Source organism: Bradyrhizobium sp. Kon56 (assembly GCF_055807635.1).
In genome coordinates this window covers 30278-45166 of record NZ_JBVVOU010000026.1, presented here as the reverse complement: position 1 = coordinate 45166, position 14889 = coordinate 30278, and the positions used below count along the sequence as shown (strand labels likewise).

20 protein-coding genes and 1 pseudogene are annotated in these 14889 nt (G+C 62.5%); 9 read left to right on the top strand and 12 right to left on the bottom strand.

Annotated features, from left to right (window positions below):
• Positions 1 to 65: 65 nt before the first annotated feature.
• Entirely contained in the window at positions 66 to 659 is a 594-nt protein-coding gene (locus tag AC0L3B_RS30390; protein WP_473352147.1) for a hypothetical protein, read from the bottom strand.
• Positions 660 to 1059: 400 nt separating this feature from the next.
• Here AC0L3B_RS30390 and AC0L3B_RS30385 point away from each other — a divergent pair, with 400 nt between their 5' ends.
• Both AC0L3B_RS30385 and AC0L3B_RS30380 read left to right on the top strand, forming a co-directional pair.
• Positions 1060 to 1563, top strand: coding sequence for an ATP-dependent DNA ligase (locus AC0L3B_RS30385; protein ID WP_473381557.1), 504 nt, complete (start codon positions 1060 to 1062; stop codon positions 1561 to 1563).
• Complete coding sequence (locus AC0L3B_RS30380) at positions 1539 to 1835, top strand: ATP dependent DNA ligase (protein WP_473381556.1); 297 nt, start codon at positions 1539 to 1541, stop codon at positions 1833 to 1835. Before AC0L3B_RS30385 ends, AC0L3B_RS30380 begins: the two co-directional genes overlap by 25 nt.
• Here the strand turns inward: AC0L3B_RS30380 and AC0L3B_RS30375 are convergent.
• The 5 genes from AC0L3B_RS30375 to AC0L3B_RS30355 all read right to left on the bottom strand — a co-directional run bounded on the left by AC0L3B_RS30375 (position 1832) and on the right by AC0L3B_RS30355 (position 5371).
• Complete coding sequence (locus AC0L3B_RS30375; protein WP_473352150.1) at positions 1832 to 2020, bottom strand: hypothetical protein; 189 nt, start codon at positions 2018 to 2020, stop codon at positions 1832 to 1834. The genes AC0L3B_RS30380 and AC0L3B_RS30375 overlap by 4 nt on opposite strands.
• Before the next feature lie 21 nt (positions 2021 to 2041).
• Positions 2042 to 2647 (bottom strand): hypothetical protein, encoded by a 606-nt coding sequence (locus AC0L3B_RS30370; RefSeq protein ID WP_473381555.1) that lies wholly within the window; start codon positions 2645 to 2647, stop codon positions 2042 to 2044.
• Between the two features lie 5 nt (positions 2648 to 2652).
• Complete coding sequence (locus AC0L3B_RS30365; protein ID WP_473381554.1) at positions 2653 to 2808, bottom strand: hypothetical protein; 156 nt, start codon at positions 2806 to 2808, stop codon at positions 2653 to 2655.
• 244 nt (positions 2809 to 3052) lie between these two features.
• Entirely contained in the window at positions 3053 to 3280 is a 228-nt protein-coding gene (locus tag AC0L3B_RS30360; RefSeq protein WP_473381553.1) for a hypothetical protein, read from the bottom strand.
• Between the two features lie 1602 nt (positions 3281 to 4882).
• The gene (locus AC0L3B_RS30355; protein WP_473351937.1) at positions 4883 to 5371 is read right to left on the bottom strand and encodes a hypothetical protein; all 489 of its coding nucleotides are present in this window, start codon (positions 5369 to 5371) and stop codon (positions 4883 to 4885) included.
• 798 nt (positions 5372 to 6169) lie between these two features.
• Here AC0L3B_RS30355 and AC0L3B_RS30350 point away from each other — a divergent pair.
• The gene (locus AC0L3B_RS30350) at positions 6170 to 6373 is read left to right on the top strand and encodes a hypothetical protein (protein ID WP_473381552.1); all 204 of its coding nucleotides are present in this window, start codon (positions 6170 to 6172) and stop codon (positions 6371 to 6373) included.
• Positions 6374 to 6536: 163 nt separating this feature from the next.
• Here the strand turns inward: AC0L3B_RS30350 and AC0L3B_RS30345 are convergent, their stop codons facing one another.
• Together AC0L3B_RS30345 and AC0L3B_RS30340 are read right to left on the bottom strand one after the other, a co-directional pair.
• Complete coding sequence (locus AC0L3B_RS30345) at positions 6537 to 7394, bottom strand: metallophosphoesterase (protein WP_473381551.1); 858 nt, start codon at positions 7392 to 7394, stop codon at positions 6537 to 6539.
• Positions 7391 to 7996: a metallophosphoesterase gene (locus AC0L3B_RS30340; RefSeq protein ID WP_473381550.1), complete on the bottom strand. Its 606-nt coding sequence runs from the start codon at positions 7994 to 7996 to the stop codon at positions 7391 to 7393. The genes AC0L3B_RS30345 and AC0L3B_RS30340 overlap by 4 nt, the downstream gene beginning before the upstream one ends.
• 175 nt (positions 7997 to 8171) lie before the next feature.
• Here AC0L3B_RS30340 and AC0L3B_RS30335 point away from each other — a divergent pair, with 175 nt between their 5' ends.
• On the top strand, positions 8172 to 8465 hold the full coding sequence (locus AC0L3B_RS30335; RefSeq protein WP_473351941.1) for a hypothetical protein: 294 nt from the start codon (positions 8172 to 8174) through the stop codon (positions 8463 to 8465).
• On the opposite strand, the gene AC0L3B_RS30330 is transcribed toward AC0L3B_RS30335, so the two are convergent.
• Positions 8422 to 8970, bottom strand: coding sequence for a hypothetical protein (locus AC0L3B_RS30330; protein ID WP_473381549.1), 549 nt, complete (start codon positions 8968 to 8970; stop codon positions 8422 to 8424). The two genes, AC0L3B_RS30335 and AC0L3B_RS30330, sit on opposite strands and share 44 nt — an antisense overlap.
• Positions 8971 to 9103: 133 nt before the next feature.
• Here AC0L3B_RS30330 and AC0L3B_RS30325 point away from each other — a divergent pair, with 133 nt between their 5' ends.
• Entirely contained in the window at positions 9104 to 9373 is a 270-nt protein-coding gene (locus AC0L3B_RS30325; protein WP_473381548.1) for a hypothetical protein, read from the top strand.
• Positions 9370 to 9783 (top strand): hypothetical protein, encoded by a 414-nt coding sequence (locus tag AC0L3B_RS30320; RefSeq protein WP_473381547.1) that lies wholly within the window; start codon positions 9370 to 9372, stop codon positions 9781 to 9783. The genes AC0L3B_RS30325 and AC0L3B_RS30320 overlap by 4 nt, the downstream gene beginning before the upstream one ends.
• Before the next feature lie 284 nt (positions 9784 to 10067).
• Here AC0L3B_RS30320 and AC0L3B_RS30315 read toward each other — a convergent pair whose 3' ends face one another.
• Complete coding sequence (locus AC0L3B_RS30315) at positions 10068 to 10649, bottom strand: hypothetical protein (RefSeq protein ID WP_473381546.1); 582 nt, start codon at positions 10647 to 10649, stop codon at positions 10068 to 10070.
• Between AC0L3B_RS30315 and AC0L3B_RS30310 the strand changes: the two genes are divergently transcribed.
• The 3 genes and pseudogenes from AC0L3B_RS30310 to AC0L3B_RS30300 form a co-directional block, all read left to right on the top strand.
• On the top strand, positions 10648 to 11013 hold the full coding sequence (locus AC0L3B_RS30310) for a hypothetical protein (RefSeq protein ID WP_473381545.1): 366 nt from the start codon (positions 10648 to 10650) through the stop codon (positions 11011 to 11013). The two genes, AC0L3B_RS30315 and AC0L3B_RS30310, sit on opposite strands and share 2 nt — an antisense overlap.
• On the top strand, positions 11000 to 11335 hold the full coding sequence (locus tag AC0L3B_RS30305) for a hypothetical protein (RefSeq protein WP_473381544.1): 336 nt from the start codon (positions 11000 to 11002) through the stop codon (positions 11333 to 11335). Before AC0L3B_RS30310 ends, AC0L3B_RS30305 begins: the two co-directional genes overlap by 14 nt.
• A gap of 135 nt (positions 11336 to 11470) precedes the next feature.
• Positions 11471 to 11712 (top strand): annotated as a pseudogene (locus tag AC0L3B_RS30300) (SOS response-associated peptidase family protein); the annotation flags it as partial.
• Between the two features lie 340 nt (positions 11713 to 12052).
• Here AC0L3B_RS30300 and AC0L3B_RS30295 read toward each other — a convergent pair.
• Together AC0L3B_RS30295 and AC0L3B_RS30290 are read right to left on the bottom strand one after the other, a co-directional pair.
• Positions 12053 to 13096 (bottom strand): DNA cytosine methyltransferase, encoded by a 1044-nt coding sequence (locus AC0L3B_RS30295; protein ID WP_473381543.1) that lies wholly within the window; start codon positions 13094 to 13096, stop codon positions 12053 to 12055.
• On the bottom strand, positions 13093 to 14886 hold the full coding sequence (locus AC0L3B_RS30290) for an ATP-dependent nuclease (protein ID WP_473381542.1): 1794 nt from the start codon (positions 14884 to 14886) through the stop codon (positions 13093 to 13095). The genes AC0L3B_RS30295 and AC0L3B_RS30290 overlap by 4 nt, the downstream gene beginning before the upstream one ends.
• Positions 14887 to 14889 lie beyond the last annotated feature (3 nt).

Below are 14889 nucleotides of genomic sequence, written 5' to 3'. Positions count from 1 at the left end.
CCAGCAACTCTCCCAACGCCATTCGACGATTCTTATTTACGACCGGTTAACCGCCCGGAAGCGGTTCAGGACGCCTCGCCGCCGGAATTCTTCTTGTTCTTGGCCGTATCCTTGAGCTTCGCCACGCTGCGACGGCGGGGCTGCGGCGCCGCGATCTTCTGCGGAAACTCGATAATGCCCTGTTTGCCGCCCGGCATCTCATAGCTCCAAAGCTTGCCGTCGCCGTTGCGGGCCGTCACGTGAACCGAGTCGTAGCCGGTGCCGAGCTCGTTAACCTTCCAGCAGATCTCGACCTTCATCGCCTGCGGCGCATCGGCGAACGGGATCGCCGGATCCAGGAAGTTGTCGTTGGCGCCGGTCGGGATGTTCGACCCGCGGCCCTTGCGGCTCGCTTTCTTGAAGCGCACCAGCACCTTGCCGTCGAACAGGAAGCGCGCCGTCGAGCCGGTCGGCAAGACGACCACGCCCGGCGAGTTCGTGAACTCGCCAAGGGCAGCGCGAATGACGCCGTCGAACTGGTCGGCGGCGTCGGTGCGCTTGTACACGTTGCTGGCGCCCTTCTTGATGAAGTCCTTGAACGCCTTGTCCAGCACGCTGCGGATGCGCCCGTTGAACGGCCCAAGCGTTTTGCGGACTTCAGTCTCGACGGGCAACGACATGCACGGTGATCTCCAAGGCGAACCGGTGCCGGCACCCTATCAGAGAAGTGCCAAAATCGAAGAATTATTTTCAATTTCGTTACCGATACGCAGCAAGAAATTGATACTTCACGCATTTCTGCGTGGATAACTGGCAGCCAGATAGAGCTTACCAAGTGCCACGTCGACCAAACCGCGCAGAAAAAGGATTCGATTCGCCGGCGCCGAGTCCCTATATCCGGTCCAATGGCTGGCAGGCGTAAGCGTTCGAGTTCAAGTCCGGATTTGCGTACCGTGGCGGGCTCCGTCCAGGCGCCGGTGCCCGGATTCCTCGCCCCCCAGCTCGCCACCCCGAAAGCCCAAGCCGCCGTGGGGCGAGGCCTGAATCCATGAGATCAAGTTCGACGGGTACCGCGCTCAGGTGCACGTCGGCGACGCCGGCACCCGTATTTTTACCAGGTCGGGTCTCGACTGGATCAAGCGGTTCACGTCGATCGCGGCCGAATTCGCCGGCACCGGTCTCGGCCAAGCCACTGTCGATGGCGAGATCGTGGTCGTCGTCGGAAAGGACAGATTTCGGCGCCCTCCAGGCCGACCTGAGTGCCGGACGTCAGGACCGCATGCTGTTCTACGCCTCGACCTCCTTTACGCCGACGGCTACGACCTCCGGAAGGTGGCGCTCCTCGAGCGAAAGCGGCTGCTGGAGGAGCGGATCGAGCGGACCGGCCTGGCCGCCCCTGTCCTCTACAGCGAACACATGGACGACGGGGCCGCGATGTTCGCCGGCGCGCAATTGACTCGGGAGGGCATCGTCTCCAAGCGCGCCGACGCGCCGTATCGATCAGGCGACCGCAGCGATAGCTGGCAGAACTCAAAACCTCGAAGCGCGAGACCTTCCCGATGGTCGGCTACGTGCCGGCCGTAGGCGGCATCGCCGCGCTGTACGTCGCCCGTCGCGAAGGCAAGGAGCTGCGCTACGTCGGCAAGGTGGGGACTGGCTTCAGCATGAAGGTCTCGGCCGACCTGCGCCGGCTCCTGGATGCGATCGAGACGCCGAAGTCGCGACTGACGCTGGCGGTGCGCACGCCGAAGGCGAAGTGGGTCGAGGCGTCGTTGTTCGCCGACGTCGAGTACCGCGACGTCACCAGCGAAGGGATGCTTCGGCATCCGAGCTTCAAGGACTTGGCGAAGGACTAGACGGCGCCGGCTTCCAGCGCACCGGTGCCGGGAACCAACTGCATCGTCACTAGTGCGGCGATGAACATGGGCACCAGAATCATCATGCAGGCGGCGAGGAATTTCGACGCCGTCCTGAGGTCGATCGCGTCGCCGAACCTGGCCTCGTCAGTGCCGGCATTCACCGGACAGACCATCGGCAGCAAGCGGCCGCCTGCTGTTCGGCCTCAGGCGAGAAGCGAGAGCGCCACATCGTCCTCCGGCGCGAGCGGCACGACGCGCACCGGTTCGTCGAACAACGCCGTGGCGATCGGTCGCCAAGTGGCCTGCCTGGGCAGCGACAGGCCGACCTCCGTGAGGATCCTGTGCGCGCGAGCCCGCGCTGCCCAGGCCGAGCGCGCCCAGCGCCTGCGCGGCTCCTCTGCATCGCCGCTGCAGACCACCCACCGCGTATTGTCGGACCAGGCCGAGCCGCAGCACGGCCGCATACCGCTGCCCTTTAGTGTGGCAGCGACGTAGCCGTAGGCAGCCTCGGTCTCGACCCCGAGGGCCGCCCGATATTTGGCGATGTCTTCGCGCCTGCCGCGGCCGGCAGCTATTTCGGCGCAGATGTAAGCGCGCCAGACGATGTAGCCGGCCACGTCGCTGAGCGCGATGCGATGGCTATCGTCGGGCTCCGCCGGCCAGACCGCGATGATGGAGGCTGTTGCGGCGGCGCTGTTCTCACGCGACACGCGGCCCAAGCCCGCCAGCACCAGGCGATCGGTACCGTGCGCCGTCAGGCTTGCGACGAGCGCCGCCTTGATCTTTGCATCCACGGTGTAAATGATCATCGCTCTCAGCCTCTGACCACGAGTGCGATGCTATGGGTTTGGACGAGATTCGCGTCCCCGCGCCGCAGATCGAGCTGCAGGCGCGCGGGACGCTCGGCGTGAATGCCGCTCGAATAGGTCGGCGTATCGGACGCAGTAGGACCGGCGATCTTGATGTACATGGAAAGCTCCGTTCAGTTGGGATAGACCAAGGGGTGATCGAGCCGTCGTGAAAATTACGACGACGCCTGCCGCCCAGGCACAGCAATGCCCGGGTTCGGAGCCGCTAAAAAAACGCGGAAATTGGCAGACCCGCGAGAACGCGGAAAGACCACCGCCAACAGACGGAGCCACGCCGGAAACCGACCGACGAGGCGCAAATCTAGCCTCGCCCTTGGTTCCGAGCAAGTTCCCACGTGAATACGGTTAACGGAACGTTGCTTCTTCCCGGGGAGAACTGGCCGCCATTGCAGCCATCCCTAATTCAAGTCTGGCGCAGCGGTATCCGCGCGTACATTGCTGCACCTTCAGCGAAACCTTGAGGACGGCGCCGCCAATGGGAATCCCCGCAAGACTGACTGCGTAGCTGTGATTGATCTCGCCGGCGACGAGACCCCTGCCCACCACGAGCACCGTCGACAGCACCGTATTCAACCGCGAAAATGCGCGGCGACTGTAGGATGCATGTGCCGGTGGTCGCGACGCTCCAAAGCAGCCAATCGATGTTGCACGCGGCCTCGCAGACCTAGCCTGCGCCGCACCCTCTTGCCCCACATGAAGAGCGGCTCCCGTCGAGAACGGAAGGCCGGCGGCCGTGGCGAGAGAGCAATCGCCAGGTGGGGTAGATGTGCCCGTACCCGGGCGTATTCATTTGAAGCGGAAAGAGATCGATCCAGGCTGGCGGCGCTCTGGCGGATGCGTCTGTATCCGGGCGCATTCAATTTGAAGCGGAGCGAGGTGGATCCCGGCCGGCGGCGCTTCGGCAGATGCGTCCGCATCCGGACGCATTCATTTTGAAACGGAGCGAGGTGAATCCCGGCCGGCGGCGCTTCGGCAGATGCGTCCGCATCCGGACGCATTCATTTTGAAACGGAGCGAAGTGGGTCCCGGCCGGCGGCGCTTCGGCAGATGCGTCCGCATCCAGACGCGTTCAATTTGAAACGGAGCGAGGTGAATCCCGGCCGGCGGCGCTTCGGCAGATGCGTCCGCATCCGGACGCATTCATTTTGAAACGGAGCGAAGTGGGTCCCGGCCGGCGGCGCTTCGGCAGATGAGTCCGTACCCGAGAGCATTCATTTTGAAACGAAGCGAAGTGCAAGCCCGCCCGGCGGCGCTCCGGCAGATGCGTCCGACTCGGGGGAGTCGTTTCGAAACGGAGCAAGGATCAGATCCCTCAGCTCGATCTATGACCCGCGGCTGGCGAACACGGTGACGCTGCGTCGTCTTCGCTATTCGGCCGCAGGCGCGTCAATCCGAGGCGACAGGCGTGCCCACCCGACCAGGGCGCTGCAGTCAACCGGGCGGATGTGCTTGTCGTCGGCAGAGGCATACCTTCTAGAGGTGACAGTCTCCAATGTCTTAGGCCCGCGCCTGACGTTGCTGGTGGGGCGCTCCGGGAACGATTTTTATCGACCCGAGGGGCACGGACGTTGTTTCATCCTCGTCGAGACTCCATCACCACTTCACGGCACAAGCTTTGGGATGCCGGTGACGGAAGTTCTTCACAACCGGACTATGTCCGTGACGGCAGCATGACGCAAAGGCAACCAAGCGAGACCGTGCCCACGACGAGCACCGTCGAGCGCACCGTGGTCAACCGCGAAATGCCCCTGTCGACGACAGGCACATGCCTTCCAGACGCGGTCGCCTCCAATGTCCAAATTCGCCGGGCTTTTTTATGGAGACGTTTCTGCGGAGCGTTCTTCTCGACCGGAAACGTGTTGGCGCTGTCTCATCCGCGGTGAGACTTCAATCACCGCTTCGCTGAAGTAGTGGGGCGGCACCTGGGAAACACGAGTCCGAGCTTCCCTCAGATTTGGCCGACTTTCCCTCAACTGCTGCGATCCACTTTGAGGGAAACTCGCTATCTAAGGCAGAGCCGTGTATTCATATATTCATAAGATTCGTCGAGCGTCGCAAGCTCCTGAAAATGAGGATGATTCTCGAATATCATTTTCGACTTTCCCTCAGATTTGGCAAAGTTTCCCTCACGGACCGAGCCGGCGATGCCGACCGCACCGCCGAAGGGCAATACCGTTACCGGCTCAAAGCGTAGATGATGGCCGCTTTCGCCCGAGCCAGTCGCTCCTCATCTCGCCTGATCTGAGCAAGGCAAGCGGAGAGGACCTTCCGTTTCACTTCAAGCGTCAAGGCGCGGGAGCCGGCCCTGATAGCTCCCAGGTGGCCCTGCGTGTATCTTTGGCTCCTGGATAAGGGCCTCTGCCAACGCGGTCCGTACGACAGCTCCACCATGGCGAAGAAGCGCTCCTTGGGCGTCCGTGAATCGTCGCTATCAGCAAGGAAGGGCGCGGCATCGGCATAATCTGCCGAAGTGATCCCCGCGGCGATCTCAGCCTCCGACAAATCGGAGGTTTCATCATAGTAGTCGTCAAGCGGCTCGGAGAAGATGGTCGTGCCGTCCGGAGTACCGGTGTAGATGACGACCGCGTCATCATCGGCGACGTCGTCGTAATCAACGTCGAGAGGCTCCGAAAAAATCAAGTCGTTTGCCACGTGACCGCTCATGCTACCTCCGCCAGTTGTTCACCTTCTCGTCACATACTGGCCGCGCGATCGTCCATCAATCGCGTGACGGTCCACTCGATCAATAGTTGCAGTGGATAGCGGGGACAATTGGTGAAAACTGCTCGCCGTCAAAGACTACCGCTTGATCTCTGTCGAATGACCTAGCGTAGCCGCTGATCCAGCAACGAGCATTCATTGAGCGAGAGGCGTCCAAACGCTCCACTGACTTCTCTCGATCGTTCCCTCCACAGACGCATCCTCCAGAACTATCGATCGTGCGTGCCTTCCTCGCTCTGTGTCAAAACGAATGCGCTCGCATCCGGACTCATTTGCCTGAGCACCATCGAGCAGGCCTTCCTCGCTCCGTGTCAACGCAAATGCGCCCGCATGCGGACTCGTCTGCCAGAGCGCCATCGAGCGAACCCTACCCGCTCCGTGTCAAAACGAATGCGCTCGCATCCGGACTCATCTGCCTGAGCACCATCGAGCAGGCCTTCCTCGCTCCGTGTCAAAACAAATGCGCCCGCATCCGGACTCGTCTGCCAGAGCGCCATCGGGCGAACCCCACCCGCTCCGTGTCAAAACGAATGCGCTCGCATCCGGACTCATCTGCCTGAGCACCCAGCCGCGGATTCCTTCGCAGGAAGCCTTCCAGATCGGCGTATCGGCCGCGCAGAGGTCGGCGCTGCCGACCACACCGCGACCGGCTACACCGACCGTACTCTCGGCGTGCCTCTTCTGATCTTCGCCGGGTCCGGCGCTAACTCACTCGCGGTCGTCAGCGAGAACCTTTCCCACATGCAAACCCCGGAGAAGGACTTCCCGCCCGGCCTCAGCTACAAGATCATCTACAATCCGATCATGATGCTGGCGTTCACCGAGCTGCCGATGTCTTCGCACCATTCGACCGAGTCGGAGATGTCACGGACGCGAGAGATTGACCAGAACTTGCCTTGGGCCGAACAGCCGCGCGTGGCCCCACGCCGTCGAGGAAGCCGGTAGCAAAAACATTGTTCTTGATCCGAGATTGAGATTTGGCAGTATCAAGACGGATAACGCGTTCAAAAGCGCCTTGCGCCCGCGGCAGATCAGCGAGCGGCCTGCCGTTCCGCCCGTCGCGATTCATTGGCCGGAATCGCTCCTGATGCAGATCGAGGATCGAGCCTCAGACATTCCATTGGGGCGATAACTTCGGCTCGACCTCGATCACCCGCGACGGATCGAAATCCGGATTTTCGCGGCCGCCGCGCGCGGGATAGCCGCGAGGGTTGGCGACGATACGCGTCTCGCCGACCTGGTAATCACGATTGCGGTGGACATGTCCATGGACCCACAGCTCCGGCGCTGCGTCGCCGATCATCAGGCGCTCGAGATCGCTCGCGTAGCACCAGTCCAATTCGGTCGCCATCGGCCAGCGCGTCAGGCTGCGCGGCGACGGAGCCATGTGCGTGACCACAACGGCGGCCTGGCCGGCGGGACGCTCGGCCAACGCCTTCTCGATGAACGCAACCGATTTCTTGTGCGCGGCGATCGTCTGCGCCGGCCGCAACATGTCCTTTGACCGGCCGGCGCCCGTCTTGATCGCGCGGTAGTCGTTCATCTGCTTAGACGCCGTGCGCACAGCCTCCCCGAACGGGACGTACGGCGGCCGGATCATGAAATCCGTCCACAGCGTGGCGCCGACGAACAGCGTGCCATGGATCTCGATGCTGGAATCGTCGAGCAGGCTGATCCCGAGTTCGGCCGCGACCTCGGGCATACGCGCGCGCTGCTCGTCGTACGTCGTTTTGAGCTCCGGCCGGTGCTTATCGTGGAACGAGTAAAAGTCGTGATTGCCGGGCACGTACACCAGCGGCCGGTCGCGGTCGGGGTACAGCTCTCGGATGCGCCGCAATGCCAGCGTGCCCGGCGCGGCGGCGTCACCGCCGACAACGGTCACGTCGGCATCGACCGGCGGCATGCACTCGATCCGGTTGCCATCGATGTCGTCGTGCAGGTCGGCGATCGCATGGACGCGGATCACGGCTTCACCACCTCGTTCTCGAAATCGTCGACGCCCTCGGGGTCGGTGCGCGGCGGCAGTGTCGCCATGTACGCTTTGACCTGATTGAGGCGGACCGGAGCGATGCCCATGACGTCGACGCCGATGTCCGCGCTCTGTTGATTGCCCCGAATCCGCCCATGAGTGTGCCCGTAGAGCTGCAGAGCGCCCTTGCGGGATCCGGGCCAGGTCAACAATGGGTAGTGGCAGAGAACCACACGCGTGCTGTCGATGCTGACGTATGCGATGTCCCTGATCGTGGTCCACGGGAGCGCCAGCGTGTCCTTGCTGTCGTGATTGCCGACGACGAGGTGCTTCTTGCCCGGGAGGGAATCGAAGAGCTTCTTCGACTCGGCCGGATCCGCGCGGTGCGTGAAGTCGCCGACGACGATGATGTCGTCGTTCGGGCGCACGATGGTGCGCCACGCAGAGGCCATGGCGTGATTCATCTCGCCGACGTTCGCAAACGGCCGCGTCGCCGGACAGAACTTCAGCATGGATTCGTGGAAAAAGTGCGGGTCGGCGTAGAGCCAGGTCGTGCTCACTGCACCCTCCCAGCCGTCGGCGCGAACCAGCGCAGCCACGCGATCTGCACTTCGTCCGGGTGCACGGTCTGCCTCTCCTAGGATTCGAAAAAATCGGCCCGATCGCTAAAATTGCGAAAGTCGATTTAGGGATGCTATCACAGACGTCGTCATATAGTCGATCAACGTTCGACATACTGTGTATGAACAGCGACACAAACCGAAAGGTACCGAAATGTCAAGCGACTCCTCCCACACCGGTTTCAACAGCAGCGGATTCACCGCCGGCGCCGTCGGCGGCGCGATGACCGTCGCCGGCGCCCTGGTCGCTGGCATGCAGAACGCGGCCCAGCTCAACTCGCAAAGGTGGGCCGGATGGGAGCGCGGCGAACTCGTCCACGCCCTCAACATCGCTGAGTCCTTGAAAAATCGGTTTCGGGACGAGAACGCGGAGCTGCGCGCGGCCAACGAGCAGCTCCGCCGCGTCATCCGGTTGATGACTGTGCGTCCGGCATTTCCCAAGCGATAGCGGCGAAGCCCGGCGTCGGCTCGACGTACGCCGACGCCGGCGTCCACGTCGACAGCGCCTGCAGGCGCTGCACCGGCCGCACGCCGGCAATGGCACAGACGCCCGCGACATGCTCGCAAACAGCTTCTTTTCCAGCGCAAACTAGCTCCGCGCACTCCTCGCGGGTCAGTCCGGGAAGCCAGTCTGCGACTGCGCGCGTGACGCGCGGCGGCGTCGGCGCCGGCAGCGGCCGGCCGGCCATCATCGAGTCGGCGCACCAAGTCGCGATGATCGCGGCGATCCGGGACCAGTTCGCGCGACTGGCTTCAAGCTCGGCCTCGAGCTCGGCCTCGAGATCGCGGACGAGCGCGCTGCTGCCGGGCTCCGGCGGAGCGCCGACGCGACCGCCGAGGGCGGCGCCGAGCATGCGGCCGGGGATCGAAATAACGGCTCGGACGATCGAGAAGGCGGCTTTCAGCGCCGCCCGATCGCGGAAAAAATGGCCTTCAACATATGTCACCTCCATGGGTTGCCAAGACACCTACCCGACTGCTCGGCAAGCCGGAAGGCGCCGGGTGGCCTTGATTTTGTCGACTAACTGACACAAGATGTCAGCCATATTCGCTGTCGTAGCGGATGTTTCGAAGGATTCGATAGCCGTGAAAGCCCTGAAGAGAACGTCCGAGCTGAAGGCGGAGATGCCGCGAGAAATCGCGGATGTGATCCAAGACCGGCTGGCTGCCGAACTGCGCGCGCGGGCGGACGCTCTGAGCGCCAATGCCGACGAGGCCGCGGCCGTTGCCGAAGCATTCGAGCGCGGCTCCCGTGAGCGCCGCACCGCGCTCGAGCTGGTTGCGATCGGGAATTACGAGGACCTCCTCGACAAGCTCCTCGAAATCTCCATGCCAGGCAGGGGGCGACGTAAATGATTTTCAGATCGCTCCCGCCGCGCCGGTCGCCGAAGGCCGCAGCACCGGCGCCCGCAGGGCCACCTGCGCCGCAGTCCGAAGATGCAGAGGCAGAGTTCGACGACGAGGACCGGCTGCTCATAAAAGCTCCGCTGTCGCCAGGGGCGCGGCCGGCTCCGACGTACGCAAAGCCGGAGCCGGCGGCGGTAAAAAAGCCGCCGGTGAACCCGGACTCGCTCACGCGACCCAAGGTCCCGCTGCCCGTGCGCCCGTCGCCACGCTCCGACACGGCACCGAGCGCGCCGATGCCAGCCGTGCCGGCGAAGGTTCCGCCGCGGGCGCACAGGTATTTTGGTGCAGGTCCGCCGGGATACTATACCAACGCCGAGGGCAAGATTGTCCCGCTCTCGGCCGACGAGATCCCGTACTGATGCAGCAGGAAATGGACTTCGGAGTCTTCGACACCGGGAGCTGCAAGCATGCCCACCGCAAGAACACGCCCCCGCAGCCCGACGCCGATGGCCTGTTCGACGTCGACGGCGTCAGCTTGATCTGCGGTCGCCCCAGTGTCATTTCGAGGCCGTCAGCGATCTGCTCGGAGCGGTCCAGTTCAAGGAAACGAAAATCCAGCTGACCGGGATCGCGCCCGGCCGTTGGATCCGCTGGCGCTGGCGGCCTGCACCAAGGCGCACGGCAAGACGGCCTACGGACTCGACTACTCGACGGCGAAGCCGACGAACCATACGGCATCGACGAGCTCAGGATCGCGCGGGTCGTCAGGGCTGATGGAACGAGGCAGTATCTCTCCAGGCGGCCGCGCCGACACTATACAGACGCTGAAGATGCAGTGCGCAACACGTCCGCGGCAGGCGATGTGGGGATTTATGAACGTCATCTGTGCAGAACAGAAGAACGCCAGCAGATACCACGTCCACAAGGCACTGCGTGCACTCGAGGAGGTAGGTCTGGTGCGCATCGAGCTCGGCCCCAGGGGGGGCATGATGACGGCGATGTGCTTCTGGCTGTCACGCGCGTACCTGGCGCTGGCGCGCGTCGCAGCGGCGGAGGACGAAGCCTGGAGAGAGCTGGCATGAACGATCTCACCGAAGACGACAAAGCCGTCCTCGTCGCCCTCCACAACGGCAACGAAGTAGATTTCCAGCTCTCCACCGGCGCCTGTCCGTTCAGCATCCATTTCGCCGGCACCCAACATCCACCACGTCCTGAAGAAGACGTCCGGCGCGCTCGCGCGCATCCATCCGGACGCCCGCCCATACTCCAGCGATGTCGTGCGCATGCCGCGCGTCAGCGACTGGGTCGAATTCACGGTGAAGGAGACCGGAGACTATGCCTTCCGCTCGCCGGTGATGCTGAAGCCCGAGGCCGGCGCAGCCGTCGCCGAGATCGCCCGCGAGTTCACGGCGCGCCCGCTGACCAACCCCGAGAAGACCGCCCTCATGAACGCCGACTTCACAGGCATCTCCGTACTGGAGGGTAGAGGCTACTTCGGCGTCGAGTCGTACGCGGCCGGCGACAAGACCTTCCGCCGTGCGGTCGTCTACGGTCTCTTCCTGCGCGGCCTGCTGGCGATCGACGAGAAGGGCCGCATCGGCGCATCCGCTACCGGCCGCGCTTGGCTGGCCGCAAATGCCAGCTCCTGACACACCTCTGTTGTCGCCCGGGCCGCTGCACACGCTGGTCGCCATGGCCCGCGGCGCCGTGCTCAGGCGCGGCGCCATCTCATTTTTGATCGTGCCTCCCCGGGACGGCGAGGACATCGAATCCTACCGGGGCGCTCACGGGCGCGCCGTCAACGTGCTGATCGGCCTGGCGCTCATCGAGCCGATAGACAAGGACGACTGGCGTGTTTCCAGAGCAGGTCTGGCATGGCTGGCCGCAAATGGAATTGCGGCGAAATCGGACAAACAGTCGATTAACGTCTTACAGAAGGGGGTGCGTAACGGGGGGCGTCGCCAAAATTGATGTCACAAGTAACGGCGTCACCCGTGACGCTCGTGGATTATCGCACGGTGTCGCACGGTGCGATAGCTTGGCTAAAGCCGCGCGGATGCCGAACTTGCGTGCATGGAATGGGAGCTAAGGGTGAGTGCTCAGGGCCGGGGCGCCGCCTGCTTCGCCGGGATTTGGACCAACTGGACGTCCTTTCAGAAAGGTGAAGGAAGTGAGACTACCAACGATCTCTACGCGTTCCTTACGACGGAGCCGAACGCCGAGGTCGGCCCGGTCCATCCCAAGGCAATGCCGGTGATCCTGACTACGCCCGACGAGGTCGAGACCTGATGACGGCGCCGCCCGACGAGGCGTTGAAGCTGCAGCGGCTGTTGCGGGACGGGCGCTAGATCGTCGCCCCGTGCGTCAAGGAAGACCCCGCACCTGTGGCCAAGAGTTCTGCACTGCCCGCGGAACAGGTGCACAAACCGAAGCCTCCGTATTTCGGATCCCTGCCCCCAAACCGGCAGGAACAAACCGGCGGTCGCAAGGATTCGTCTAGGCAGGGAGCTACTCTCGGGCTGGTGACGAAGGAAAGACCAAAGGCGATCCGCATCTGCGCGGCCATGCACGTGCTGCAGCAACCGGGCGCTATCCACGAATGCGACGAAGGTCGCAGTTCCTCACCGGCGGTCTCTCACTTTGGAAAAACGCGTCTAGAGCTGCTTTCATTTTATGGTTGAAAGGCCGCTAGGGTCCGCCTGCGTGCGCTATGATCGCGCGTCCAATTGCTTCCGCCATCTTCGGCGGAACGGCGTTGCCGATCTGCCGCGCGCGGGACTCAAGGCTGCCGAAGAAACGATAACTTTTGGGGAACGTCTGAAGACACGCGGCCTCGCGTGCGGAGATCGCGCGGTGCTGTTCGGGATGGCCAAACCTACCGTTCGAAAGACTGATGCACCGGGTCGTGAGGCTGGCGGCGGGGCGATCCCAAGAGAGTCTGCCGTACACGTCGGAGTGTCCACGGTGACCGCGATGGCAATCCAACCGAAGTTTCTTGGGCCAGCTCTCCCGCCCGCGGCCGGCCGGCGTCGCCCGGATCCGCGCCAAGTTCGTTTCCGAAAGACAAGCCGCGTGGTGATCAGGGTCGTCTGGATCGACCTGTCCAGCACGCAGCCGCGGCAGGTCGGCGATGGCATCTCCGACGCTGACGAGCGGAAGAAGCCCGTCCCCGTGAGTCGGTGCTGGCAACGCCGGAACGCCCCGTTTGGACGCTATTAGGATCAGTCGCTCGCGCAATTGAGGAACCCCGAACCGAAGCGCAGGCAGGACGCCAACGACGTGGGAATATCCCGCCCGGGTGAGTGAGCGCTTAAAGCGTTGAAGCGGTCCGTTGGTCGCGCGAATGCGTTGAAGGCCGGGCACGTTTTCGATAACTACGTAGTCCGGCTCCCACCGATCAACGAAGCGCGTGAATTCGGCGAGGAGATTGCGTCTTGGATCGACCGCGCGTGAGGAGCGGTTCTGCTTCGAGAAAGGCTGGCATGGCGCGCAACCGCTGAAGACAATGGGCCCAGTCAGGCTATCGAAAAGCGGCTTGAGACATTCCACGGAGAGACCGCGGATGTCGTTCTCGATGAACATTGACGGCCGAATGTTACGCATGAACGTATTCGCGGAGTCCTTGTCGAAGTCGAGCCCGAACACGATCTCCATGCCCGCGTCGGCCAGCCCCTGCGATGTGCCGCCGCAACCGGAGAAAAAATCGAAGACCTTGAACGAGTCGGATGTCATCGGGCCGCGAACTCCTCGATCGCAGCGGCCAGCTCCTGCATCTCAGGCAAGTTCATGCCCAAGTCCGCGACGCGTCTCTGCTGTGTCTGCAAGATCTCAGCGGAAGAGACGGTCTCGGAGGCGGAGCGCCCGAGCTCGACGCGAGCGAGGAGATCGAAGCGTCTCTTGTAGTCCGGAATCGAACGAATGGAATCGGATTTCGCGTCGCCAACCATTCGTTTCCAAAGGAATTCTTCGGGATACTCGTTTGTCGGAAGGTAGTTCACGTTCTTCCTGGACCACTTCACGAAATTACGACGAGCCGCGTTCTCCTGAGCTAGGTTCGCCCCGGCGTCGCCCCCGTCGACGTTGAAGTTGATCCCCACTTCCGTGACGGATTGAAGTCTCTCGGCGAGCTCCTGTTCTTGGCCTGGACCGAACGTATCTGGATCAGGGAGAGGTGTCGCGGGACGCTCGTCGCCGTCGAAGAAGACGAGTATGTCCTTCCGTTGGTCGCTGGCGTACGTAGGCAACACGTGCGCCCACAACGTCTTGCTGCCGCCGGTTCCGTGCTTAACGTCGAACTGCTGCTGAAACGCCTCGTTTCCTTTTGAGCGGATTACCCGCAAGATGATGTCGCGGGCGAGGCCATCCTCGACCAGGATCGTCTTCTTACCGGGCAGAGGTTCTCCAATGTGGAAGAAAGCCTCGGCCGGAGAAGCGGACTGCGAAAGTATCTCGATCCGTCCGGTCGTTGGATTTTGGGACATGATCTTGATTGCATCGGACGGCAGCGGGCGTATCAGCGCCGGCGAATGAGTCGCCATCACGATCTGGTGCTTCTTGGCTTTAACCTGCTCGAATAGGAACTCCATTAGCTTTTCCTGGGCACCCGGATGAAGCGACACTTCCGGTTCGTCGAGCAGAATAAGAGATCGCTCGGGCGCTCCAAGAACGTCCACCACCATTCGCACGACGGCGAACTCCCCGCTTCCTGCGAACGCCTCCGAGTAGTTCAAGGCGTCTGTATGCAGAACACACGTGAAACCATCGACGCCAAAAAAGAAATGTCGGATCCAGTGAATGGAGGTGTACTTCCGACCTAAGATTCGCGAGATAGCGGTGAGCTCGGCCCCGCCAAGTTCGTCGTTGGTTTTTTCCTTGATGCGATCCACTCTTGCAAACGTGTAGGACTTCGCTTTTGTCATGATGGCGGCTAGAAGAGCCGCCGAGCGCGAGCGGATCAAGGCCTTGCGTTGGTTTAGTGAGGAACCTTGTCGCGGCTCGCTATGGTAGAACACTTTGTCGTAGGCGCTTAGGGATTGGCGGAAATCCAGATAGACCACCGACTTTCGGATGGGATCTTGCCTAGTCTTGCGCTTTTCTCCTTCCACCTGCTCGATCGGCGCCATGCCGAACCGACGGATCGGTCGGGAGGTCTCCCAGAGATCCGGATCTTCCGCGTCCGTAATCCTCGTTTTGATAACCTCAACGACGATGCCGTCGGTCTGCCTGTAACCGTAAATCAGCGAGTTCGGAACATCTCCAGTCTCCTCGATCGGGTCCATCTTGGTCGAGAACCAATATTGGCTCGGACTTCGGTCTCGCGGTGCTCCCTGCAGCGCAACCAAAATGGAGCTCTTGTTGGTGCCGTTCGGACCAACGAGAGCCGTGATGGGAAAGGTAAAGTCAATGCGGAAATCGGTCGCGAGATTCTTGTAGCGCGGGAAGCGGATGTGCCGGACGAACGGCTCCATCTTCCCCGCGGCAAGTATCGATAAAGCCTGCTCCACGACCTTCTGCGTCGGCATCCC